The organism is Mesorhizobium sp. B2-8-5 (assembly GCF_006440675.2).
Classification (GTDB): Bacteria; Pseudomonadota; Alphaproteobacteria; order Rhizobiales; family Rhizobiaceae; genus Mesorhizobium.
The window spans coordinates 5,593,981-5,618,408 of the sequence record NZ_CP083951.1 but is presented as its reverse complement, the minus strand read 5'-3'; the positions used below and the strand labels follow the sequence as shown (position 1 = coordinate 5,618,408).

At 62.1% G+C, this 24,428-nt stretch carries 22 protein-coding genes; 13 read left to right on the top strand and 9 right to left on the bottom strand.

The window, feature by feature from the left end; genetic code table 11:
* Positions 1–216 precede the first annotated feature (216 nt).
* Together FJ430_RS27810 and FJ430_RS27805 are read left to right on the top strand one after the other, a co-directional pair.
* Positions 217–1,038 (top strand): ABC transporter permease, encoded by an 822-nt coding sequence (locus FJ430_RS27810; RefSeq protein ID WP_140657120.1) that lies wholly within the window; start codon positions 217–219, stop codon positions 1,036–1,038.
* Complete coding sequence (locus FJ430_RS27805; protein WP_140657118.1) at positions 1,038–1,739, top strand: ABC transporter ATP-binding protein; 702 nt, start codon at positions 1,038–1,040, stop codon at positions 1,737–1,739. Before FJ430_RS27810 ends, FJ430_RS27805 begins: the two co-directional genes overlap by 1 nt.
* An 11-nt stretch (positions 1,740–1,750) precedes the next feature.
* On the opposite strand, the gene FJ430_RS27800 is transcribed toward FJ430_RS27805, so the two are convergent.
* The 6 genes from FJ430_RS27800 to FJ430_RS27775 form a co-directional block, all read right to left on the bottom strand.
* A complete protein-coding gene (locus FJ430_RS27800) occupies positions 1,751–2,989 on the bottom strand; it encodes a hypothetical protein (protein WP_140657116.1) in 1,239 nt (412 codons plus the stop codon).
* Positions 2,990–3,044: 55 nt separating this feature from the next.
* A complete protein-coding gene (locus tag FJ430_RS27795) occupies positions 3,045–4,112 on the bottom strand; it encodes a GDP-mannose 4,6-dehydratase (RefSeq protein ID WP_226891938.1) in 1,068 nt (355 codons plus the stop codon).
* Complete coding sequence (gene gmd, locus FJ430_RS27790) at positions 4,025–5,011, bottom strand: GDP-mannose 4,6-dehydratase (protein WP_140705375.1); 987 nt, start codon at positions 5,009–5,011, stop codon at positions 4,025–4,027. Before gmd ends, FJ430_RS27795 begins: the two co-directional genes overlap by 88 nt.
* 85 nt (positions 5,012–5,096) lie before the next feature.
* Positions 5,097–6,509, bottom strand: coding sequence for a mannose-1-phosphate guanylyltransferase/mannose-6-phosphate isomerase (locus FJ430_RS27785; RefSeq protein WP_140657112.1), 1,413 nt, complete (start codon positions 6,507–6,509; stop codon positions 5,097–5,099).
* Positions 6,506–7,933, bottom strand: coding sequence for a phosphomannomutase (locus FJ430_RS27780; protein WP_140705377.1), 1,428 nt, complete (start codon positions 7,931–7,933; stop codon positions 6,506–6,508). Before FJ430_RS27780 ends, FJ430_RS27785 begins: the two co-directional genes overlap by 4 nt.
* A gap of 91 nt (positions 7,934–8,024) precedes the next feature.
* The gene (locus FJ430_RS27775) at positions 8,025–8,369 is read right to left on the bottom strand and encodes a VOC family protein (protein WP_140643336.1); all 345 of its coding nucleotides are present in this window, start codon (positions 8,367–8,369) and stop codon (positions 8,025–8,027) included.
* A gap of 215 nt (positions 8,370–8,584) precedes the next feature.
* On the opposite strand from FJ430_RS27775, the gene ppdK reads away from it, so the two are divergent.
* The 4 genes from ppdK (at position 8,585) to FJ430_RS27755 (ending at position 15,075) form a co-directional block, all read left to right on the top strand.
* On the top strand, positions 8,585–11,272 hold the full coding sequence (ppdK, locus tag FJ430_RS27770; RefSeq protein ID WP_140705379.1) for a pyruvate, phosphate dikinase: 2,688 nt from the start codon (positions 8,585–8,587) through the stop codon (positions 11,270–11,272).
* Positions 11,273–11,733: 461 nt separating this feature from the next.
* Entirely contained in the window at positions 11,734–12,837 is a 1,104-nt protein-coding gene (locus FJ430_RS27765; protein ID WP_140705381.1) for a glycosyltransferase family 9 protein, read from the top strand.
* A 194-nt stretch (positions 12,838–13,031) separates the two neighbouring features.
* A complete protein-coding gene (locus FJ430_RS27760; protein WP_140705383.1) occupies positions 13,032–14,192 on the top strand; it encodes a glycosyltransferase family 9 protein in 1,161 nt (386 codons plus the stop codon).
* Positions 14,193–14,328: 136 nt separating this feature from the next.
* A complete protein-coding gene (locus tag FJ430_RS27755; protein ID WP_140705385.1) occupies positions 14,329–15,075 on the top strand; it encodes a polysaccharide deacetylase family protein in 747 nt (248 codons plus the stop codon).
* A 191-nt stretch (positions 15,076–15,266) separates the two neighbouring features.
* On the opposite strand, the gene FJ430_RS27750 is transcribed toward FJ430_RS27755, so the two are convergent.
* Both FJ430_RS27750 and FJ430_RS27745 read right to left on the bottom strand, forming a co-directional pair.
* Complete coding sequence (locus FJ430_RS27750; protein ID WP_140705387.1) at positions 15,267–15,656, bottom strand: DUF427 domain-containing protein; 390 nt, start codon at positions 15,654–15,656, stop codon at positions 15,267–15,269.
* Between the two features lie 106 nt (positions 15,657–15,762).
* Positions 15,763–16,119, bottom strand: a complete 357-nt coding sequence (locus FJ430_RS27745; protein WP_140643350.1) for a hypothetical protein — start codon at positions 16,117–16,119, stop codon at positions 15,763–15,765.
* A 190-nt stretch (positions 16,120–16,309) separates the two neighbouring features.
* On the opposite strand from FJ430_RS27745, the gene FJ430_RS27740 reads away from it, so the two are divergent.
* Together FJ430_RS27740 and FJ430_RS27735 are read left to right on the top strand one after the other, a co-directional pair.
* Positions 16,310–17,938, top strand: a complete 1,629-nt coding sequence (locus FJ430_RS27740) for a fatty-acid--CoA ligase (RefSeq protein ID WP_140705389.1) — start codon at positions 16,310–16,312, stop codon at positions 17,936–17,938.
* An 82-nt stretch (positions 17,939–18,020) separates the two neighbouring features.
* Positions 18,021–18,806: a DUF1499 domain-containing protein gene (locus FJ430_RS27735; RefSeq protein ID WP_140705391.1), complete on the top strand. Its 786-nt coding sequence runs from the start codon at positions 18,021–18,023 to the stop codon at positions 18,804–18,806.
* A 104-nt stretch (positions 18,807–18,910) separates the two neighbouring features.
* On the opposite strand, the gene FJ430_RS27730 is transcribed toward FJ430_RS27735, so the two are convergent.
* Positions 18,911–19,819 carry an MBL fold metallo-hydrolase gene (locus tag FJ430_RS27730; protein ID WP_140705393.1) on the bottom strand — a complete coding sequence of 303 codons (909 nt, stop codon included), beginning with the start codon at positions 19,817–19,819 and terminating at the stop codon, positions 18,911–18,913.
* Between the two features lie 220 nt (positions 19,820–20,039).
* On the opposite strand from FJ430_RS27730, the gene FJ430_RS27725 reads away from it, so the two are divergent.
* The 5 genes from FJ430_RS27725 (at position 20,040) to rfbD (ending at position 24,371) form a co-directional block, all read left to right on the top strand.
* On the top strand, positions 20,040–20,630 hold the full coding sequence (locus FJ430_RS27725; RefSeq protein ID WP_140705395.1) for a biotin transporter BioY: 591 nt from the start codon (positions 20,040–20,042) through the stop codon (positions 20,628–20,630).
* A gap of 220 nt (positions 20,631–20,850) precedes the next feature.
* Positions 20,851–21,741 (top strand): glucose-1-phosphate thymidylyltransferase RfbA, encoded by an 891-nt coding sequence (gene rfbA / locus FJ430_RS27720; RefSeq protein WP_140643360.1) that lies wholly within the window; start codon positions 20,851–20,853, stop codon positions 21,739–21,741.
* Complete coding sequence (rfbC, locus tag FJ430_RS27715; RefSeq protein ID WP_140657090.1) at positions 21,734–22,288, top strand: dTDP-4-dehydrorhamnose 3,5-epimerase; 555 nt, start codon at positions 21,734–21,736, stop codon at positions 22,286–22,288. The genes rfbA and rfbC overlap by 8 nt, the downstream gene beginning before the upstream one ends.
* 14 nt (positions 22,289–22,302) lie before the next feature.
* A complete protein-coding gene (rfbB, locus tag FJ430_RS27710; protein WP_226891937.1) occupies positions 22,303–23,472 on the top strand; it encodes a dTDP-glucose 4,6-dehydratase in 1,170 nt (389 codons plus the stop codon).
* The gene (gene rfbD / locus FJ430_RS27705; protein WP_140705397.1) at positions 23,469–24,371 is read left to right on the top strand and encodes a dTDP-4-dehydrorhamnose reductase; all 903 of its coding nucleotides are present in this window, start codon (positions 23,469–23,471) and stop codon (positions 24,369–24,371) included. Before rfbB ends, rfbD begins: the two co-directional genes overlap by 4 nt.
* The last annotated feature ends 57 nt before the right edge of the window (positions 24,372–24,428 follow it).

The following is a 24,428-nucleotide window of genomic DNA, read 5'->3' as shown; positions in this document are numbered from 1 at the left end:
ATAATTTCTCCATTCTAATTGTGTTCTTATCACCCATTCGCCATTACCTGCAACATGTGAAATATCGAACCATCGCTAAACTGTTATTCGCCTTACGGTGCTGCGCCCGATTCATGCCAGATTCTGCGGCGATAAGCGGGCTCGACTCATGATCTGGCTGTGGCTATAGGTACGGCCGCCAACGGCGCGGGGCTGGAATACAAATTGGATATAGGAATGCCTCAGGCCGGTGGGCGAACAAAATCGTTTCCTAAAGCGGTATCGAGCGGTGCAAGCGATCTCCACGGGGCTTGGTCGCGAAGGCGTACCGCGCTCTATTTCGCATGGACGGACACTGTTGCGCGGTACCGGCGAAGCGTGCTTGGACCGTTGTGGCTCGTTTTGGGCACAGCTGTTGGTGTTGTTGGTTTGGGCCTAGTCTGGAGCGTCCTTTTGGAGATGCCGATCCAGCGCTTCGTGCCGATGCTTACCGTAAGTCTGATCACTTGGCAGTTTATATCTGGAACGATCACTGAAGCCAGTGGAGTATTTCAGCGGAATTCCGGGACGCTGACCAGTATCTATGCGCCTCGATTTTCGTTCTCAAGCGAGCTCTTGCTGCGGCAGCTTGTGACGCTTGGCCATAACGCAATTGTTATAGCCGTTGTGTGGATCGTGATCCCATATCACTGGAGTTGGACGATGCTACTTGCATTGCCGGCGCTGCTGCTCGTGGTTGGCAACTTATTGGCACTGGCGCAGGTGATCGGCTTTGTTGGAGCCAGATATCGAGACGTCGAACCATTGGTAGTCGCTGTCATGCCGATGTTGTTCTTTCTGACGCCTGTTCTTTATGAATCGAAGCAGTTAGGTCCACTAAGGGAAGTAATGCTTTTCAACCCGTTGGCTCACTGGATATCAGTGGTGCGAGACCCGATGATGGGCGACGTTCCAAGCGTTTTGAGTTATTCGGTGGTCATTAGCACTGGTATCGTACTGTGGATCTTCGCTCTTTGGATAACCGGAGCAAAAGGGGCGCGTTTGCCGTATTGGGTCTGATGGCTGAAGTTTTGCTTGAGAATGTGACCGTCAGGTACCCCATCTACGGTGTGGGTGCTAACTCTCTTCGAAACCAGTTAATCACCGTCAGCACCGGGGGACTGCTCTCACGAGAGGGAAGAACGACCGTCGAGGTGACTGCGCTAAGTGACGTGTCCCTTGAGTTGCGAAACGGAGCCCGTCTTGGGCTCGTCGGACACAACGGGTCCGGTAAGACGACGCTGCTAAAAACAATCGCGGGGATCTTCGAGCCGACCGCTGGGAAAATTGCGGTTAGAGGGCGAATTGCAACCGTTTTCGGCTTGGGAACTGGCGCGCTGCCGGAATTGAGCGGCTACGAAAACATCCGACGGATTTCCATGCTACTTGGCGCCACCTTTGACGAGGCGGAGGCATCGATACCCGACATTGAAGCTTTCACGCAACTCGGCGGTTTTTTGAATGTCCCGATAAGGACTTATTCCGCAGGCATGACGACGCGGCTGCTTTTTGCCGTTGCCACCGCCGTTCACCCCGAGATCCTGGTTATCGACGAAGTGTTTGGGGCGGGGGATGCCGAGTTCCAAGCCAAGGCGCGGAAGAGAATGGCCGAATTTGTCGAGCGCGCCAGCATTGTTGTGCTGGCCTCCCACTCAAGCGAAATCCTTGACCAGTTTTGCAATCGCAGAATAATGCTCGAGCACGGCCGAATAGTTGCGTGAATGATGAGCGCTCATGAGCCGTCAGATTTTAGCGTGGATTTGGCTGCAGTTACATACATTTCCGCCCGAACTTCGACCGTTACGGTATTTGCATAGCGCTCCCGAGCTTGCGCGCGCATAGGCAACATTGCGTCACCACGACTTATCTTCTGGGCGAGTTCGAGGTGATTGCCTATTTCGAAGAAGCTCAGGGCGTCTTTGGCATATTTGCCTAGCTCACGAAAGGCACCAGTTCTCGTACAATAGATGGGGCGCTGTAGATCGAGTGCCTGTGAGGCTGGGCCTGATGACGTCTGGCCGACTTCCTCGTAGGGCAACAGAATAGCGTCGCAGCCTGCCATAAGCTCTGCGAATGTTCGATTATCCACCGCGCCGGCAAAATGAACCCGCTTTAGCAAGTCGGCGCGCCTCGTGTCCGCTCCATCTCGCTCTCCGGCATCGAACGTTGGTTCGAGAAGCTTGGCTATATCTCTTATAGCCGGCTGCTCGCTAGACGCGTGCACCACAGCTTCAGGGTGGAGACCTCCGACTATAAGGATATGATGCTCTGATGGTAGATGATCGAGCGCGCGCAAGGCGACTTTGGTGCCCTTGATTCCGCCCAGAAAACCGAAGACGCCGAATACTTTCTGTCCCGCGGTTCCGTATACGTCGTCCAATTTCTGACGATAACGTTGGTGATCGAACTCTGCCTTCTCCTCGCGAGTAAAATAGGAGAGGGGCATGTCGAAAATGCGTTTTGGATCTACGCCCAATAATGTCAACCGAGTCTTTTCGCGACGAGTTTGGACGATGTGAGCGAACTTGTTCTGTGACGACCGAACCAGCCTCAGCAGTCGGCGGAAAACTGTTTGGCCGTAGCTGTGCCTGGCCAAATGCACCAAAGCTCGAAGGCTTTTCGGGAGTGCTGGCGGAAGCGTAGGCACCGTATGATAGGTGATCACCACCCGCTTGCTTGCTTCAAATATTGACTTCAAAGTCGACCATATCTGCCTCTGCGACCGACCGAAAAGACCAGGCTCGAGCTCTACCACTACAACGTCAGCGTCAGCTATCACTACCAATGATTGGGCGAGTGCCTTTTGAGCCATGGAGTGGGCCATCGGTCCCGACGCGCGCAATAGGTCGACAGGTAGGGGAGCGATCGAAAGATTGCCGTCGAGCAATTCACGCAGAGGCCCCTCGAGATGTTCGACATACTGTGCGATGCCGCAATCGCGATGGTAACTCGAAATAATCGCAAGCTTCACGTGGATAGGTTCCTTAGAGATAGCTTTACCGGAGTCAGTCCATTATACATCACTGTCAATGCGCGCTGCATACCCGACGCCAATAGTCCAAAACATCGGCTAATGTTTGCTCAAACGGGATCAGAGGCGTCCAGCCTAGCCTGGCGCGCGCCTTTGACGCATCGCCGCAAGCAACGGGTATCTCGTTTGGACGAAGCTTCTCCCGATCAGTGCGCACGTCGATATTGGCACCCGACTGTGAGATAAGCGCGTCTAGAACATCTCGAATTCTGCGAGGCTGTCCGGACGCGATGTTGTAGACACAATCAGCCCCGGTTTCCGAGTCCTGGACCGCGACGGTCGCATAGGCGCGCACGACATCGCGGACGTCAAGGAAATCACGCGCGGCCTCCAGATTCCCTACGTGAATGACTGGCTCGGCCTTACCTGACAAGATGTCCGCGACCTGATGCGCGAAATCGGAAACCACGTAAGTGTCGGACTGACCCGGGCCGGTATGATTGAATGGGCGAAAGCGGATAGCGCGCAGGCCATCGTAGGACATCTGCCCAATCATAAGGTCTGCGGCTGCTTTGGTTGCTCCGTACACATTTACCGGCCGCAGCGGTGCATTCTCAGTGATAGGACCAGCTGCGTTCTGGAACGATGCTCCATAAGCTTCTGAACTGCCAACATAGACGAACCGGGCTTGAGGTGCGTGACGCATCACGGCTTCCGCCAGATTCATCGTTCCCATCACGTTGACGTCCCAGGCATGGCGGGGCGCCTCACGTGCATCGGACGGCGCGGCGACTGCTGCTAGGTGGATAAGTGCGGTTGGCTGGATTTCGGAAACGGCGCCATCGACTGCCTCCTTGTCTCGCAGGTCGATTGGGTTCCGCCACCCTGGGCCTTGCCCGAGCGGGAAAACCTTGCTTCCAGCGTGCTCGCGCCCCAGCAGTTGCAACAGCGCCGTGCCGACAAACCCACTGGCGCCGGTTACAAGGATGCGATGAGACGGCTCGATCATGTCGATAAGAATGCTTTTCTGATCACTCAGTATCTCGATGGATGCGAATGCCGCACGAGATCGGCGTCCACCATTTCGCGGATCATCTCTTCCAGGGAGATTGTCGCTTCCCATCCGAGCTTCGCCTTGGCCTTGCCAGGATTGCCGAGCAGGATTTCGACTTCCGCCGGCCTGAACAAGTCGGAATCGATCACAAGATGGTCATCCATCTTCAGCCCCACATGCTCGAAGGCGATACGGCACATGTCGCGAACCGTCGTCGTCCTGCCCGTGGCTACCACATAGTCGTCGGGCTGGTCCTGCTGCAGCATCAGCCACATGGCGCGGACATAGTCTTTCGAATGGCCCCAGTCGCGCTTGGCGTCGATGTTGCCCAGGCGCAGTTCCTTTGCCAGGCCCTTCTTGATGCGCGCGACGGCGTCCGTGACCTTGCGGGTCACGAATTCGATGCCCCGAAGCGGCGATTCGTGGTTGAACAGGATGCCGCTCGAAGCGTGCAGGCCGAAGCTCTCGCGATAATTGATCGTGATCCAGTGACCGTAGAGCTTCGCCACCGCATAGGGGGAGCGGGGATGGAAAGGCGTCGTCTCCGACTGCATCGGCTCTTGGATAAGGCCGTACATCTCTGACGACGAAGCCTGATAGAAGCGCGCTTCGGGGATTTCGAGGCGCAGCGCCTCGAGCACATTGGTGACGCCGATGCCGGTGACGTTGCCCGTCAGTATCGGCTGCTGCCACGAGGATTTGACGAAGGATTGTGCGGCAAGGTTGTAGACCTCGTCCGGCCTTATGTCGCGCATGGTTCGGGCAAGGCCCGACAGGTCCGTCAGGTTGCCGTCCACGATCCGCACGTCTTTCTCGATGCCCAGCCATTTCAGGCGTGTGGTGTTGACGTCCGCCGTGCTCGAACGCCGCGCAAGTCCGTGGACCTCATAGCCCTTCGCGAGCAGGAGCTCAGCCAGATAGGCGCCGTCCTGCCCGGTAATGCCGGTTATCAATGCTGTCTTTGTCATCAATGCTCTCAGTATGTTTTGGTGATTCTCTCCCAAGCCCTGTTGCGTCGCGGCCCGCCCCAGCCCTGCGGGCACCAATGAATCGCTATGCGCGACCGTATACGTCGTCGAAGCGCACTATGTCATCCTCGCCAAGATAATCGCCGCTCTGAACTTCGATGATCACCAGATCGATCTTGCCCGGATTTTCCAGCCGGTGCTTGTGGCCGCAAGGGATGTAGGTCGACTGGTTCGTCGCCAGGAACAGTTCCTGATCGCCGTTGACCACTTTCGCCGAGCCGCTGACCACGACCCAATGCTCCGAACGATGGTTGTGCATCTGCAGGCTTAGGCGCCGTCCGGGCTTCACTTCGATGCGCTTGATCTTGAACCGGTCGCCTTCCTCCAGAACCGTGTAGGTACCCCATGGCCGGTGCACCGTCGAGTGCAGCAGGTGCGCCTCATGTCCTGAAGCCTTGAGTCCTTCGAACAGTTTCTTGACATCCTGGACGCGGTCGCGGGATGCCACCAGCAATGCGTCCGGGGAATCCACGATGACCAGATCGTTCACGCCGACAGTGCCGATGACGCGCTTGTCCGAGCTGATGTAGCTGCCGGCCGTGTCCACCGTGTGGACATCCCCCCGTATCCTGTTCCCGCGATCGTCCGCCGGGGTCAGTTCCGCCATGGCGTTCCACGATCCGATGTCGTTCCACTCCATCTCGCAGGGAACCACCGCAAGATTGCGCGTCTTCTCCATTACCGCGTGATCGAGAGAGATGCGGGGCGCAAGCGCGAAATGCTCGGACGAAAGTTCGATCTTGTCGGACTGCCCGTTGTTGAATTGTCCCTGCTCATAGCTCGCGGCAACCGCCTTGAGGACGGCAGGGCAGTGTGCGGCCATAGCATCGAGCATGGTTTGCGCCTTGAAGCAGAAGATGCCGGCGTTCCAGAAAAAACTCCCTGACGCTAGGTAGGTCTTAGCCGTGTCGAGGTCCGGTTTCTCTACGAAACGGATGACCTTCTCGCCGTCGGCCTCGATATAGCCGAAGGCGGTGTCTGGACGGCTTGGCCATATGCCAAGCGTGGCGATCAGCCCTTGCCGCGCATGCTCGATGGCCCGGCCCATGACATTTGTAAATGCGGGCAGGTCGCCGATCATGTGGTCCGCCGGGAAGACGCACAAAATTGCGTCCGGACCCTGCGTTGTATTGGCGTGAACAACAGCCGCAGCAACCGCGGCGGCCGTGTCACGCGCTTCCGGCTCAAGAAGGAAAGTATGCGGCGGTATTGCCGGAGAAAGTTCGTCGAAATCGTCTTTTGTCAAGAAAAGATGATCCCTTGACGTTACCGCGACAAGCTCCGCGACATCCTTCAGCGAAGCGGCACGCAGCACGGTGTGCTGAATCAGCGAGTGCCCATCCGCAACCTTGAGAAAAGGCTTTGGATGCGACTGCCGCGACGCCGGCCAGAGCCGCGATCCGGCGCCGCCGCTGATGATGACGGGGACCACTTTCATTCGATAGCCTCTCGCTCGTCTGATACTGTGCTGTCCCGCGCCCGTTCCAGCGCCATTGCCACAATTTTGGTCGCCCTGTCATGGCTGGCGGCCTCGGCATAGCAACGAAATTCGGGGGCGTTGCCGGAAGGCCGCAGATGGATGATCTCGCCGCTGCTCATCCGTGCCCTGAGGCCGTCGGTCTCATCGACGTCCGTGACGGTGCCGAAGGGGGCAAGGAATTGCCGCAACGCATCGCGGTCGGCGAGCTTGCGCATCAAGCCGCGCGATGCCTCGACAGGGAAGTTCTCGAGCCGCTCGCTGGCACAGACCGGAAGGTTCCAACTTTCGCGCAGGCCCGACAGCGATTTGCCGGTCGATGCCGCCGTGCCCAGAACCGCCAGGATGGGCAAGAACGAATCCCGCGTCGGCAGCGCGGACAAGACCCTGCCGTTCACCAGGCAGTCCGACCCCAGAAGAACCCCGCCATTGGCTTCGAAGCCGACGACGGTGCCGCGGGCCGATTGCGCGCCCTCCATGCCCGCTATGACGAAGGGGGACCCGACCTTGGTTCTCCTGACGTTGAACCCGAAAGCCTCGGAGATGCCTGAATTGGAGGTGACCGGCGTCACCACGATGTCGGCCTTGAGGAACAGCGCCGTCGCCAGCCCGATCAGATCGCCGCGGAACAACTCGCCTTTGTCGTCGATGACGAGAGGGCGATCGGCATCGGCATCGGCCGAGAGCACGGCGTCGAATTTGAATTCGCGCACCCAGGCTTTCATCTTCGCCATCGTTTCCGGGCTGACGGCCTCGGTATCGACCGGCACGAACGTTTCCGTTTTGCCCAAGGGGATCACATCGGCGCCGCAGGATCGCAGAACCTCGACCAGCAGCGCCGCCGCAACGGTGCTGTGCTGGTAGACGCCGAGCCTCATTCCGGAAAGGGCGCCAGGGGGGAGAATGCCGCCGACCCGGTCTCGGAAGGCCACACGCGCCTGTTCGTGGGCGGTCTGCCAGTCGGCGGGAGCCGGCGGCCACGGATACTGGTCCGACAGTTCAGCGACATGATGGGTGATCGCTGCCTCGTCCGCCTTGTCGATCTCGCCCTTCGGCCCGTAGAACTTGATGCCGTTGCGGTCGGCGGGGATATGCGATCCGGTCACCATCAGCGCCGCGCCGCCGTGCAGGCGGGCATAAAAGGCAAGCGCGGGTGTAGGGATGGGGCCGCAATCGACCGGTTGGAAGCCGGCTGCCGCCAGGGCCGCCATGCAGTCCTCTGCAATTGCCGGACTGCTGTCGCGCAGATCGCGTCCGACGAAGACCTTGCCTTGCTGAAACCCGGTCGACCGCAAGCGCCGGGCGAAACCCTCGGTATAAAGCCCGCTTGGCCTCCCAACCAATTCGGAAGCCAAACCCCGAACGCCGCTTGAGCCGAATTTCATCAGTCTGCTTTTGCCGTTGGAAGATCGCCGCTACTTATTGGAGTGAGCAAGACTGTCAACAGCAAAAGATATCTTGAAATCCGCGTCTTTCCTAATATCCCCATACAGCCAGTTCGTTACCGGCCGGATCTGTGAAATGAAACCGTCTACCACCGGGAAAGGCGAAAATTGGCTTGATGATGGTGCCGCCGGCACTCTCGACAGCGTCCAGCGCTTCCTCGAGGTTTTCGCAGTAGATGACCGGAAGCGGCTTGGCCGGCGCTTCGCCGCCATCGGCCTGGAAGCCGCCGTCGAGCCCTTCGGCAAAGGCGGCATAGGTCGGGCCGTAGTCGGTGAACGACCACGAAAAGGCGGCGCTGTAGAAGGACTTGACGCTGTCCAGCCTGCCGCCTGTCGCCGGCAGTTCGAGATAGTCGAGTTTTCCGTTGAGTTTCATCACGCTACTCCACTATGTTCCCTTTATGTTCTATATCGCGCTGCCCCCTCCCGCAAGTCTTTTTGACGCAGCTTTTGCTTAATCGATTGTAGTTGCGATGCCCGCTGGCCGGTGCCTTGCCTTTCGCACTGCAGCATCCTATCGCTCGGATCGGGGAAGGCGGGGAACCGGGCAATCATCCGGATGTTCTATCTTCCACGAACTGGAGGGCAAGCATGACCAAGTGGGTTTACACCTTCGGCGACGGCGTTGCCGAAGGCCGTGCCGGCGACCGCAACCTTCTCGGTGGCAAGGGTGCCAATCTGGCCGAGATGTGCAGCCTCGGGCTGCCGGTGCCGCCCGGTTTCACCATCACCACCGAAGTCTGCAACGCCTATTACGCCAACGGCCGCACCTATCCCGACGCACTCGAGGCGGACGTCGTCTCCGCTCTCGATCATATCGGCCGCATCACTGGCCGCCGCTTCGGCGACCCGTCGAAGCTGCTCCTGGTTTCCGTGCGCTCCGGCGCCCGGGCCTCCATGCCCGGCATGATGGATACGGTGCTCAATCTCGGCCTCAACGACGAGACGGTCGAGGCCCTGGCCGCCGATTCCGGCGATGCGCGTTTTGCCTATGACAGCTACCGCCGCTTCATCCAGATGTATTCCGACGTCGTGATGGGCCTGGACCACGAAGTGTTCGAGGAAATCCTCGAGGACGAGAAGGCGAGCCTCGGTCACGAGCTCGACACCGGGCTCTCGGCCCAGGAGTGGCAAGGCGTGATCGGCCTCTACAAGGCCAAGGTAGAGGAAGAGCTCGGCAAGCCGTTCCCGCAGGATCCGCGGGAGCAGCTCTGGGGCGCGATCGGCGCAGTGTTCTCGAGCTGGATGAACAACCGTGCCATCACCTACCGGCGCCTGCACGACATCCCGGAAAGCTGGGGCACGGCCGTCAACGTCCAGGCCATGGTGTTCGGCAATATGGGCGACACATCCGCGACCGGCGTCGCTTTCACCCGCAATCCCTCGACCGGCGACCGGCAGCTCTACGGCGAGTTCCTGGTCAATGCCCAGGGCGAGGATGTGGTGGCCGGCATCCGCACGCCGCAGAACATCACCGAAGCGGCGCGCATCGCCGCCGGCTCCGACAAGCCGTCGCTGCAGAAGCTGATGCCCGACGCCTTCCAGGCTTTCGTCGACATCTCCGACCGGCTGGAAAAGCATTACCGCGACATGCAGGACCTCGAATTCACCATCGAGCGCGGTAAATTGTGGATGTTGCAGACCCGCTCCGGCAAGCGCACCGCCAAGGCGGCGCTGAAGATCGCCGTCGAGATGGCCAGGGACGGGCTGATCACCAAGGAGGAGGCTGTCGCCCGCATCGATCCGGCTTCGCTCGACCAGCTGCTCCATCCGACCATCGACCCGAAGGCCGCGCGTGACGTCATCGGCATGGGCCTGCCGGCCTCGCCGGGTGCGGCCACCGGTGAGATCGTTTTTTCCTCCAGCGATGCCGAGGATGCCAAGGCGCAAGGCCGCAAGGTAATCCTGGTGCGCATCGAGACCAGCCCCGAGGACATCCACGGCATGCATGCGGCGGAGGGCATCCTCACCACGCGCGGCGGCATGACCAGCCACGCCGCAGTGGTGGCGCGCGGCATGGGCAAGCCCTGCGTGTCGGGCGCAGGCTCGCTGCGTGTCGACTACAAGGCAGGCACGCTGCTCTCGATGGGCCAGACCTTCCGCAAGGGCGACATCATCACCATCGATGGCGCCAACGGCCAGGTGCTGAAAGGGGCGGTCGCCATGCTGCAGCCGGAGCTGTCGGGCGATTTCGCCGCCATCATGGAATGGGCGGACGCGGCGCGCCGCATGAAGGTGCGCACCAATGCCGAAACGCCGCTCGACGCGCGCATGGCGCGCTCTTTCGGCGCCGAGGGCATCGGGCTGTGCCGCACCGAGCACATGTTCTTCGATGGCGACCGCATCGTCGCCATGCGCGAGATGATCCTGGCCGATACCGAGAAGGACAGGCGTGCGGCACTGGACAAGCTGCTGCCCATGCAGCGCTCGGACTTCCTCGAACTGTTCGAGATCATGGCCGGCCTGCCGGTGACGATCCGCCTGCTCGATCCGCCGTTGCACGAATTCCTGCCCAAGACCGAGGCCGAGCTCGCCGAGGTCGCCGCGGCCATGAACGTGTCGGCGGACAAACTCAGGCAGCGCACGGAGGCGCTGCACGAATTCAACCCGATGCTCGGCCATCGCGGCTGCCGGCTCGCGGTCTCCTATCCGGAGATCGCCGAGATGCAGGCGCGCGCCATCTTCGAGGCGGCGGTCGAGGCCGGCCACAAGGCCGGCGCGCTTGTCGTGCCGGAAATCATGGTGCCACTGGTCGGCCTCGTGAGGGAGCTGGAATATGTCAAGGCGCGCATCGACGCGGTCGCGCAAAGCGTGATGCAGGAGAGCGGCACCAAGATCGATTATCTGACCGGCACGATGATCGAATTGCCGCGGGCGGCGATCCGCGCCCATGTCATCGCCGAGGCGGCCGAATTCTTCTCCTTCGGCACCAATGATCTTACGCAGACCACCTTCGGCATCTCGCGCGACGATGCGGCATCCTTCCTCGAAACATACCGGCAGAAGGGCATCATCGAGCAGGATCCGTTCGTGTCGCTCGATGTCGACGGCGTCGGCGAGTTGGTGCGGATCGCGGCCGAAAAAGGCAAGGCGACGCGGCCGGGTATCAAGCTCGGCATCTGCGGCGAGCATGGCGGCGATCCGGCCTCGATCCGTTTCTGCGAGGAGGTCGGCCTCGATTACGTCTCGTGCTCGCCCTACCGGGTGCCGATCGCCCGGCTGGCGGCCGCGCAGGCGGCCGTGGCGGCGGCGAAGGGCGCTGCAAAACGCGCTTCCTGATGCATGTCGCCCAGAAGTGCGCAGCGGTTCTGGGACAACGACATGCATCGAAGCAAAGAATCATGTCGCCCAGAAGTGCGCAGCGGTTCTGGGAAAATGACATGCATCGAAGCAAAGACCATGTCGCCCAGAAGTGCGCAGCGGTTCTGGGACAACGACATGCATCGAAGCAAAGAACCATGTCGCCCAGAAGTGCGCAGCGGTTCTGGGACAACGACATGCATCGAAGCAAAGAACCATGTCGCCCAGAAGTGCGCAGCGGTTCTGGGACAACGACATGCATCAAGACAAAGACTTGAAGCGCGCTGCCTGAATTCGTTTCAGCGCGGCGCGCTCAAGGGGCATTCGGATACCTTACGGTTTTGTATGCAATGTCACGCGAACGTGCGCGTGACGGCCCTGAATCTCGACACCGTTTCAAGCGACCTTCCGACACCGAATTTATTGGTGTCGGAAAATCCATGTTGCAGATTTCCCCATCCGCTTACCGCTCGATCCTGATCCTGCAGACCAAGTTCATCGGCGACATCGTGCTTGCCTCCGCGCTGGCGAAGAACCTGCGGCTTCAATATCCGGGCGTCCGGATCGTGTTTCTTTGCGAAGCGCATTTCGCCGGCTTCCTGACTGCCCATGGCATAGCTTCCGAGGTCGTCCCCTTCAGCCGTGCCAAGATGCGTGGCTCGCCGCTCGAGCGGGGTCGCGAGCTCTTCCGCATGGTGCGCACATTGCGGCAGCACCGTTTCGACATGACCATCGACATCACCGATTCCAAGACCTCGCGGATCATTTCCGAACTGGTCAACGCTCCGGTCAGGGTCGGCTATTTTCCGACGGAGCGGCCTTTGCGCTGGCACGAGCGTCAACCCGCCAACGTCAGGATGAAGCCCTTCGGATTTGGCAAGACGCATTATCTCTACCGCTATCTGTCTCCGTTGGAGGCGCTGGGCGTCGATCTGCGCGTCAGGGCGCCGGCCATTCGCCCGCTGCCCTTCGAGACGACGCGCGCCCTGGCCTTGCTCGCCAGGCACCAGATCCGGCCAAACGCTTTTGTTGCGGTCCATGCCGGAGCAAGCTTCGTGGGCCGCCGGTGGCAGCCGGAGCGGTTTGCCGAGACAATCGACAGGATCGTCCGCGAAACCGGCCTGCGCGTGGTTCTGGTCGGCGGCCCGGACGAGAACGAGGCAACCGACAGGATCATGGCCGCGGCCAAGACGCCAGTCGTCAACCTGGCGGGCACGCTGCGGTTGGAAACGCTGCTGGCGCTGCTCAGGGAGGCTCGGCTGTTTCTCGGCAACGAAAGCGGGCCGATGCATATGGCGGCCGCGGCCGGCACGCCGGTCGTCGGCCTGTTCGGCCTGACCAGCCCGGTTCGCTGGGCGCCGATCGGGGTGCCCAGCATTTCGTTGCGGCCATCCATGCCTTGCGACTGCGTCGGCGGCGACCTTTGCCGCCGGACCGACCCGCGTAAGGCATGCTGCGTCTGGCGCCTGGAGGTCGATCCGGTCGTCGACGCTACGCTCGAACTGCTGGCGCGCACCGAGATGCTCCTGGAGGCCGCGGTCTGACATTCGCCGGAAAGTTGCCCGTCGGCGGCGCGCCCTTTTGGACCAATCCCAGGAAGGTATGAAACGTTGGGCGCGGCCCCTTCGCCTTTCCGTGAAACGGTGGAAGGCGCCTGTCGGCGCGCGAGTCACTCTGGTCCACGATCTTGCCATCTTGTATATGAGAGCCACGTGAAACAAGCGCATGACGGCTCCACATGTCGACGTCTCAGCCCAGCTTCGTGGACTCCGATCCATCCGGCGCCCGGACACGGGTGTCGCAGCTTCTCTCCGGCCCTCTCCGGTCGATCCTGATCCTGCAAACGAAGCACATTGGCGATCTCGTTCTTTCCTCCGCGTTGGCGAGGAATCTGCAGCTCGAATATCCCGGCGTGCGCATCGTCTTCCTCTGCGATGGCCGCTTCGCCGGCCTCCTCACGGCCAACGACATCGCCTCGGAGGTCGTGACATTCCGCCGTTCCCATATGCGCGGCACGCCGCTGCGGCGCACGCAGGAGCTCATTCTCACGCTCCTTAAGTTACGCCGCGGCCATTTCGATATGGTCGTCGACATCACCGATACGAAGACGTCGCGATTCATCTCAGGACTGGTTGGTGCACGGGTTCGCGTCGGATATCACCCGTCGGAAAGGCCCCCGCGTTGGCTCGAGCGCCAACCTGCCAATGTCAAGGCAAAGCCGTTCGGCTATGGCGAGCAGCATTTTCTCTATCGTTACCTTTCGCCACTGGAGGCGCTTGGCATAGAGTTGCGTGTGCGGGATCCCGACATTCGGCCGCTGCCGTTCGAGACGACGAAAGCCTTGGCCCTGCTGGACAAGTTCCACCTTCGGCCGAACGCCTTCGTCGCGGTGCATGCCGGTGCAAGCTTCCCCGGGCGCCGCTGGCAGCCGGAGCGCTTTGCCGCCGCGATCGACCGGATATCGGCTGAGACAGGTCTGGACGTCGCCCTGGTCGGCAGCCCGGACGAGAACGAGGTGGTCGAAAAGATCCTGGCGGCTGCGGAGACGCCGATCGTCAATCTGGTCGGAGCGCTCCCGCTCGACACGCTGCCGGCGCTGTTCAAGCAGGCGCGGCTGTTTCTCGGCAACGACAGCGGCCCCATGCACATGGCCGCCGCGGTCGGCACTCCGGTCGTCGGCCTGTTCGGCCTGCAGAGCCCGGTCCACTGGGGACCGGTCGGCGTGCCGAGCATCGCGGTGCGCCCGGCCATGCCTTGCGATTGCGTCGGCGGTGACCTGTGCGAACGGCCTGACCCCAACAAAGCGTGTTGCGCCTGGCGCCTGGAGGTCGACACGGTCGTCGATGCCGTGCTCCAGCTGCTGGCGCGAACGAAGTTGGCGCTGGAGGCCGCGGTCTAAGCGAAAGCAAATTTTCGCGACTGCTGCTTTTTGCGCTGTTTGCCGTCCCGATTTTCGCCTAGATGCGGGCTTTGTAGAGGCGAGTTTTGTTGGCGCGGCGCGGAGAATGCCCGAACGTGCCGGTTTGGAACGAATGATGGGCGTGCTTCCGAAATCCCTTTGCGCGATGGCGCTGTCGCTGTTCGCGGCGTCGGCGGGCAATGCCGCGACGCTGCTCGAGCCGACGCTGCATGTGAAGCCGCAGGGCCTCGAGGTCGGCGGCGGGCGCGTCGCGCTGACGCTCGATGCCTGCGGCGGCAAGACCGACACGAGGATACTTTCGGCGCTCGTCGACAACAGGATACCGGCGACGATCTTCGTTACCGGCATCTGGCTGAAGCGCAATGCCGAAGCCGTCGAGATCATGCGGGCGCATCCCGATCTGTTCGAACTCGAAAACCACGGCGGCCGCCACATTCCGGCGGTCGATACGCCGCAGAAGATCTACGGCATCCGCAGCGCCGGCAGCCCGGACGCCGTGCAGGCCGAGGTCGAATCCGGCGCCGCCGCGCTAGCCGGCGCAGGCGGGCCCGCGCCAAAATGGTTTCGCGGCGCAACCGCCGAATACAGCCCCTCGGCGATCGCCATGATCCGCAGGCTGGGCTTCAAGATCGCCGGCTTCTCGGTCAATGGCGACGGCGGCTCGCTGCTCGGCGCGAAGGAAACCGCGCGCCGCATCGCCGCCGCCAAGGACGGCGACGTCATCATCGCCCACATCAACCAGCCGACCCATGCGGCCGGCGAGGGCGTGGTTCAGGGGCTGCTCGCCTTGAAGCAGAAGGGCATGACCTTCGTGCGCCTCGACGATGCCGAGGGCATAGGCAACGACGGCACGACGGACTGAGTTGCCATGATATTCAGGTGAAGCCGGCCTGCGAACAGCGAGTTCCTGCGCTTCCGGCCTTCGCCAGCCGAAGCACTCATGAATGTCACGTCAGTTAAGGTTACGGCCGGCGTAGGCCGGTTCTCGGAACTCGCTTTTGTCGGCTCGGCCTGACCTGAATCTTAAGGCACCTCTGGCGGGCCAACAAAGGCTCAGCCCGGCTCAGCTTCGACCGTTACCTTGCTCGTATAGAATGCGCCGTGATTGCGGATTTCGGCCATCTCGTCGAATGGCGTCTCATAAGCCCACATTGCATTTTCGCCGACCTCGCCGGCTTCGCGGACGCTCCAGTAGCTGGCATCCCCTTTGTACGGGCAATGCGTCGAGTGCTCGGTGGCGGCCAGCTTGCTGAAATCGATGTCGTCGAACGGGATGTAAAAAGCATCCGCGTAGGGCGGCTCCGACAGCACCTTGGCCCGGGTCGACCGGGCGATGACGGTGTCGCCCGCGCGCACGATGACGCTGCCGCGATAGGGTTCGACGGTGATCGCCTTGTCCGGGTTGCGCTGGAAGCCGGGGGCGGGGTTGGCGAGCTTGTCCATGAATGGTCTCCTTGGGGGAAATTTACATGTGTCGGACAAGCGCGTCGCGCAAGCCCGCGCGGTGCGAGGTGTCATCACCATTCATTGAATGTCTGTCACGCAGCCGTCAGGCGGCCGTCTTGAAGGCATCCATGAGGCTGGCATAGGCGGCGGCAATGCCCGCAACCGGATTGGTGCTTCTCGCCGCGGTTTCGACCTTCAGCGCGCCGCCGCTGGTCGGCAGCGTCAGCAGCAGGAACTGACGATTGTCGGCGTTGCCGACACAGGCCGCGGCGACATGTTCACCCTCGGTCCCGTTTTCGACGCGCATCTTGAACAGCAACGTTCCGCCGACGGCCTCCAGCGCGCCGCCGACGACTTCGGCAAATTCATCTTCGGAAACTGTTTTGGTGTCCGGCGTCAGAACGTCCAGACTTTCGGCAAGCGTGCTTTCGAGGGCCTTATCGTCGAGCTGCGCGTCCATGCGAACCACTCCATTCGCCAATCTCACCCAGCCCGTTAATGAAGCTTAACGGCGACGATGGCCGGATTATGGCGGTTTTTCAGGTTCTTCGATCCATCCACGGGCTTCGACTTATGGCGGCTGGACAAACCGCCGGTTCGTTCCACAATGCGTGAAACAAACGACGCGAATGCGCAAAGGGGAGGAACAGATGCTTGGATTGATGCAGGAATGGCCGCTGCTTTGCCACAAGCTGCTCGACCATGCCGAACGCCAGCACGGCGGCAGGGAGGTCGTGTCGCGTTCGATCGAAGGCCCGATCGTGCGCACCACCTTCGCCGAAATCCATCACCGGGCGCTCAAGGTGGCGCAGCGGCTGGAGCGTGACGGCTTCAGGCTCGGCGACCGCATCGCAACCCTTGCCTGGAACACGGCCCGCCATATCGAGGCCTGGTACGGCATCATGGGCATCGGCGCGATCTATCACACGCTCAACCCGAGGCTTTTTCCCGAGCAGATCGCCTGGATCATGAACAATGCGGAGGACAAGGCGATCTTCGTCGATTTGACCTTCGTGCCGCTCCTGGAAAAGATCGCCGGCGCGATCCCGTCGCTGAGAAAGGTGATCGTGCTGACCGACCGGGCGCATATGCCGCAAACGTCGCTGGCGAATGCCGTCGCCTATGAGGAATGGCTGGTCGAGGCCGATGGCGCCTTCACCTGGAAGGCGTTCGACGAGAACACCGCCGCCGGCATGTGCTACACCTCGGGCACGACGGGCGACCCGAAGGGCGTGCTCTACAGCCACCGCTCCAATGTCCTGCACGCCATGATGGCCGCCATGCCCGACGCCATGGGCATATCCACCCGGGATGTGATCCTGCCTGTCGTGCCGATGTTCCACGCCAATGCCTGGGGTCTTGGCCAGAGCGGACCGATGATCGGCGCCAAGCTGGTGATGCCCGGCTGCAGGATGGACGGAGCCTCGATCTATGATCTGCTCGACACCGAGAAGGTGACGTTCAGCGCGGCCGTACCGACCGTGTGGATGATGCTGCTGCAATATCTTGAGGAGACCGGCAAGAAGCTGCCTCACCTGAAGAAGGTCGTCATCGGCGGCGCGTCCTGTCCGCGCGCCATCACCGCCAAGTTCCAGGACAACTACGATGTGCAGGTGGTGCATGCCTGGGGCATGACCGAGATGTCGCCGCTGGGCACGCTCTGCACCCTGAAGCCGCAATATGAGACGCTGACTGGCGAGGCGCGGCTCGATGTCCAGGGCAAGCAGGGTTTTTCGCCCTTCGGCGTCGAAATGAAAGTGACCGATGACGACGACAACGCGCTGCCCTGGGACGGCAAGACCTTCGGGCATCTCAAGGTGCGCGGCCCCGCGGTGGCCCGCGCCTATTATGGCGGCGCCGGCGCCGAGCAGTTCGATGCCGATGGCTGGTTCGACACCGGCGATGTCGCCCATATAGACGCCAGCGGCTACATGCAGATCACCGATCGCGCCAAGGACGTCATCAAGTCCGGCGGCGAATGGATATCGACCATCGATCTCGAGAATCTCGCCGTTGGCCATCCCGACGTGGCGGAGGCGGCGGCTATCGGCATCCCGCATTCGAAATGGGGCGAGCGGCCCTTGCTGGTCGTCGTGAGCAAGCCCGGCAGGGAGCCGAGCAAGGGCGACATCCTCACCTTCATGAGCGGCAAGGTGGCGAAGTGGTGGATGCCCGACGACGTGGCCTTCGTCGGCGAAATTCCGCACACCGCCACCGGCAAGATCCAGAAGACCAGTTTGCGCGACCAGTTCAAGGATTACCGCTTGCCGTCGGATTGACCAAAAATGTTTGATCTTTCGGCTTCAAGCCGGCGTCAAAAACCGCTAACTCTCGGCGCGGGTTGGGACGACACGGCACAGAATGGCATCTATTCCTGAACGGCAGACGTCGAGGGCGGCCGGCTGGTCGCGGCGGATCGGGGCATTTTCCCTCGTCCTTTTGCTTACCGTCATTGCCGCCTACAGGCTGGGTCTCGTCGACACACCGCCTTTCCTGTGGGTGCTGGCGGTCGTGGCGCTGCTGGCGGCGCTTGCCCTGTTGCTGGCCGGTCTCGGTCTGTCCAGGGTCTGGAGTTTCGGCGATCGCGGTGGCCGCGATCTCTCCATCGGCGCGCTGCTGGCGCTTCTGGTGCTGGCGCCATACGGCGTCGCCGTCTACTGGGCGACGATCTATCCGCCGCTGCGCGACATCTCGACCGATCTCGACGATCCGCCGGTGCTGGACACCAGCGAACGCACCGCCGACATGAACGAGCTGTCGCCGCCCACCCCGGGCGAACAGAGCCTGCAGGCCGCCGCCTATCCGTTAGTTAGCGGGCGCAGCTACAACCTGCCTTTCGAAACCGTCGTCGACGCTGTCGAAACCGTGCTCGACCGCCGCGACTGGCAGCTGACGGCACCTTATCCCGACATCAACGGCCAGAGCGAGGCGACCATCAATGCGCTGGCCAAGGGCTTCGTGCTCGGACTGCCGGCCGACGTCGCCATCCGCGTCACAGACGACGGCGAGCAGGTCGTCGTCGACATGCGCTCGGCCTCGCGCTACGGCCGCTACGACCTTGGCGACAACGCCGCCCGCATCACGGATTTCCTCGGCGAGCTCGACCAGGAAGTCGCCGGGCAGGTCGGCGCGGCGCCGGTCGAATAGAGCAATTCCCCGGAAAAGTGTGAAGCGGTTTTCCGTCCGGAATTGCGCCAAGAAGGAAGAAGGAGCGCTTCGCCGTTTCCGTGAAACGGTGACGCGCTCCGGACCTACGCAGCGGGCGCGAAAACGCCGTCTATGGCCGGATCGCCGTCCGTGACGACCAGGCCGCGCGCGATCAGATCCTCGAGATGGGCAAGCACCGAAAGCCCCGCGGCGCCGTGCAGCCGCGGATCGGTGTCGCGATAGATCGCAGCGACCATTTCCGCGATCGTCCGGTCTCCGGCGCGGATGCGTTCCAGGATCGCCCTTTCGCGCATCTTGCGATGCGTCTTGAGGCCGCGCATGAACCTTTGCGGCGCGGTCACTGGCCCGCCATGGCCCGGCAAAAGCAAGCGATCGTCGCGCGCCAGCAGCCTGTCGAGGGAGCTCATATAGTCGGCCATGGCGCCGTCCGGCGGCGCGACGATCGAGGTCGACCACGCCATGACATGGTCGGCTGAAAACAGGGTTCCGGTTCCCTCGAGGGCAAACACGGCGTGGTTGGCGGTGTGGCCGGGCGTCAGCACGGTGCGGATGGCCCAGCCGTCGCCCTGGGTCAGCGCATTGTCGGCCAGCACGACATCGGGAACGAAGCCAAGGTCGGCGCTGGCGTCGAGCGGATTGACCTCGCCGATGCGTAAAGGCCGTGCCGGTCGATGCTGGCCTTCGGCAAGCGTTGGCGCGCCGGTCAGCTCTTTCAATCGCGACGCGAGTGGCGAATGGTCGCGATGGGTGTGGCTGACGAAGATGTGGCTGACCGGGCGGCCATCGATCGCCGTAAGCAGCGTCTCGAGATGGGCGTCGTCTTCCGGGCCTGGGTCGATCACCGCCAGCGTCTCGCGGCCGACGAGATAGCTGTTGGTGCCGTGGAAGGTGAAAGGGCTCGGATTTCTGGCGGTGATGCGCAGCACATCCGGCGCAACCGCAACCGCCCGGCCATAGGCGGGATCGAAACTGGTGTCGAATTCAAGGGCCATGCCGGCGGGCTCCGTTGCAATGCGGCAAAGTGATTGCCGCCCGATACGGAAGCCAATATAGGAAAATTAGTGCATGTCGCCCAAAAGTGCGCAGCGGTTTTGGGAGAACGACATGCAGCGACACAAAGTTTGAAGCGCGTTGCCTGAAATCCGTTTCTGCGCGGCGCGCTTCAAGCCAGCAAATCAGCCACCCAATAGATTAGCCAGAATGGGGAAGACCATGGCAACTGCAACCACGATGCGCCCGCTTGTTTCTCTCACTCTGCCGGATCGGGGCGCTGCCCGGCTCGCGACTCAGCTCTTCCTGGCACTCGCCGGAACCCTGCTGCTGACGCTTTCGGCCAAGACCAAAGTGGTGCTCGGCCCGGTCGACATTTCGCTGCAGACGCTGGCCGTGCTGTTGATCGCCTCGGCGTTCGGCCTGCGGCTGGCCGTCGCCACGCTCCTTCTCTACCTCGCCGAAGGCGCTTTTGGCTTGCCGGTTTTCCAGGGTACGCCGGAAAAGGGCATCGGCATCGCCTATATGCTGGGTTCGACGGGCGGCTATCTTGCCGGCTTCGTGGTCATGGCGGCGATCGCCGGCTGGGCCGCGGATCGCGGCTGGGACCGCAATCCGTTCAAGCTGTTCGGCGCCATGCTGACGGCGGAGGTCGTCATGATGGCCATCGGCTTTGCCTGGCTGGGGATCCTCATCGGGCCGGAAAAGTCCTGGCAGTTCGGCGTCCTGCCTTTCATCGTCGGCGATCTGATCAAGGTGGCTCTGGCCGCCAGCCTGGTGCCGGCCGTGTGGACATTGCTCAAGCGCGGCTGAGAACAATCGACGAGAAAAGGGCCGGCGGGCGACAAGCGCCCGCCGGCCCTTTTTCATGGCGCTGTCGGATTTCGCTCGAAACCGCCTTATGCCAGATGATAGAAAGCGATGAAGTAACGTTGGGAAGCAGTCGAAGCCGACATTGACAAGCCAGCGCCCGAAAACTAAGCACGGGCAACTTGGCGTCGAGGCGGGGCCGCGGTAGTTCAAGGAGAGCTTGTTGAAAGGAATTATCCTTGCGGGCGGCAGCGGAACACGTCTCTATCCGCTTACATTAGCGATTTCTAAGCAGATACTGCCGATCTACGACAAGCCGATGATCTATTACCCGCTGAGCGTGCTGATGCTCGCGGGAATTCGCCAGATTCTCATCATCTCGACTCCGCGCGACTTGCCGGTCTTTCAGGCATTGCTGGGCGACGGTTCCGAATTCGGGCTGGAATTGTCCTATGCCGAGCAACCGCAGCCCAACGGTCTCGCGGAAGCCTTCATCATTGGCCGCGAGTTCATTGGCAAGGACAGCGTGTCGATGATCCTTGGCGACAACATCTATTTTGGCGGCGGCCTGTCGCAACTCTGCCGCGAGGCGGCGACCCGCGAGGGCGGCGCCTCGGTCTTTGCCTACTATGTCGACGATCCTGAGCGCTATGGCGTGGTTTCCTTCGACAAGGCCTCCGGCAAGGCTCTGACGATCGAGGAGAAGCCGCAAAAGCCGAAGTCCAACTGGGCCGTGACCGGTCTTTATTTCTACGACAACAACGTGGTCGACATTGCCTCGACGATCCGCCCTTCGGCGCGCGGCGAGCTCGAGATCACGGCGGTCAACAACGTCTACCTCGAGCGTGGCGAACTGCATGTCCACCGTCTCGGCCGCGGCTATGCCTGGCTCGACACCGGCACGCATGACAGCCTGCTCGAGGCATCGTCTTTCGTGCGCACGATCGAGCATCGCCAAGGCATCAAGATTGCGTGCCCCGAGGAGATTGCGCTGGAGCAGCACTGGATCAGCGCCGACAAGGTTCTGGATCGCGCCTTTCGGCTCGGCAAGAACGAATATGCCGCCTATTTGCGCCGGCGGGTGGCCGATCTGATGGAGGAACGCGGTGCTTGAGGTCAGGCCGCTCGGCCTCGATGGCGTGCTGGAGATCGTGCCCAAGCGGCATGGCGATGCACGCGGTTTTTTCAGCGAGACCTGGAATGCCGAACGCTTCGCCGAAGCCGGCATCGATCTCGCCTTCGTGCAGGACAACCATTCCTATTCCGCCGCGGCCGGTGTGCTGCGGGGCCTGCATTACCAGTTGCCGCCGCGCGCGCAAGCCAAGCTGCTGCGCGTCATCCGGGGCAGCGTGCTCGATGTCGCGGTCGACATCCGCCGTTCTTCGCCCACTTTCGGCAAATGGGAAGCGCTGGAGATATCGGCCGACAAGGGCAACCAGGTTCTGGTGCCGAAAGGCTTCGCGCATGGTTTCGTCACGCTCGTGCCGGATACCGAGGTGCTCTACAAGGTGACCGACACCTACTCGCCCGGGCACGACCGCTCGATCCGCTTCGACGACCCGGCGATCGGCATAAAATGGCCGGCGATCGCGGGCGGCTTCCAGCTTTCGGACAAGGACCGCAACGCGCCCTTGCTCGGCCTGGCGGAGGTGTTCGCGTGAGGAGGGATGGCGGCATGAATTTTCTGGTCACCGGAGGCGCCGGCTTCATCGGCTCGGCCGTGTGCCGGCATCTGTGCGCCAATCCGGCCTATCGCGTCACCAATCTCGACAAGCTGACCTATGCCGGCAACCTCGCATCGCTGAGGCCGATCGAGAACGCGCACAACTACCGCTTCGAGCAGGCTGATATCTGCGACGAGCGCGCGGTGCTGGAGATCTTGCGCCGCGACGACATCGACATCGTCATGAACCTCGCCGCCGAGAGCCATGTCGACCGCTCTATCGACGGCCCCGGCGCCTTCATCGAGACCAACATCGTCGGCACCTACCGCATCCTGAATGCCGCGCTGGAATACTGGCGCGGACTGTCCGAGACTCGCCAAGGCGGCTTCCGTTTCCATCATGTCTCGACCGACGAGGTCTTTGGCGACCTGCCTTTCGACGGCGGCATGTTCGTGGAGGAGACGCCTTACGCGCCGTCCTCGCCCTATTCGGCCTCGAAGGCGGCATCCGACCATCTGGTGCGGGCCTGGCACGAGACCTATGGCCTGCCGGTGGTGCTTTCCAACTGCTCGAACAATTATGGCCCCTATCATTTCCCGGAAAAGCTGATCCCGCTGGTCATCCTCAACGCGCTCGACGAGAAGCCGCTGCCCGTCTACGGCGCCGGCGCCAATGTGCGCGACTGGCTGTTCGTCGAGGACCACGCGCGGGCCCTTGAACTGGTGGCCACCAGGGGGCAGCCGGGCGAGAGCTACAATGTCGGCGGCAATTCCGAGCGCACCAATCTCGGCGTCGTCGAGGCGATCTGCGATCTTCTCGACCTGAGGCGGCCGCGCGCCGGCGGCAAGCGCTATCGCGAGCTGATCGCCTTCGTCACCGACCGCCCCGGCCATGACCGGCGCTATGCGATCGACGCCTCCAAGATCGCGCGCGACCTCGGCTGGGCGCCGCGGGAGGACTTCGACAGCGGCCTGGCAAGGACCGTCGACTGGTATCTCGACAACAAATGGTGGTGGGGGCCGATCCGCGAGCAGCGCTACGACGGCGCGCGGCTGGGCCGAGCTACGGCGCAAAAGCGCCCGATCGAAAACGCCCCGGTCGAGAACGCCCAGATCGAAAATGCAAGGGTCGAAAGCAGCTCGGCCGGGAACGCGGCCGAGAGCAGGAAGGTGACCACGTGAGGCTTGCCGTCACCGGACGCGAGGGCCAAGTCGCCGCAAGCCTGGTCGAGGCGGCGCGGGGCCGCGACGATGTCGAGGTCGTCGCCGTCGGCCGGCCGGTGCTCGACCTGGCGCGGCCAGACACGGTGTTCGCAGCCCTCGAAGCGGCGAGGCCCGACATCGTCGTTTCCGCCGCCGCCTACACTGCCGTGGACCAGGCCGAGGACGAGAAGGATCTGGCCTTCGCCGTGAACGCCACCGGCGCCGGCAAGGTGGCCGAAGCCGCGGCAAGGCTCGGCGTTCCCGTCATCCATCTGTCGACCGACTATGTGTTCGACGGCACCAAGAACGGCGCCTATGTCGAAACCGACCCGACCGCGCCGCTCGGCGTCTACGGCGCCTCCAAGCTCGCCGGCGAGGAGGCTGTGGCGGCCGCTAACTCCCGCCACCTCATCCTGCGCACCGCCTGGGTCTACAGCCCCTTCGGCAGAAACTTCGTCAAGACGATGCTGCGGCTGGCGTCCGAGCGCGACGAGATCGCGGTTGTCGCCGATCAATGGGGCAATCCGACATCCGCGCATGATATTGCCGAGGCGATCCTGCATGCGGCGGCGAAACTGGTCGACGACAGCAATTTCGCCGCCTTCGGCGTCTACCATCTGGCGGGCACCGGTGAGATCAACTGGAGCGGCTTTGCCCGTCACATCCTGGATACGAGCCAGGCCCTTGGCGGTCCGCATGCCCGTATCCTCGACATCGCAACCGCCGATTATCCGACAAAGGCAAGGCGGCCGGCCAATTCGCGGCTATCGAGCGCGAAATCGGCGGCTGCATTCAGGTGGACCGCTCCGGATTGGCGGGAATCGACCGGAGCTGCCGTAGGTCGTATCGTCGCCGACCGTTCGGCCTCGGGACGTTGATCGACAGCCCGTGCCATGGAATAGGTCCGAAGCGATCTGGCGCGCCGTATAGAGACA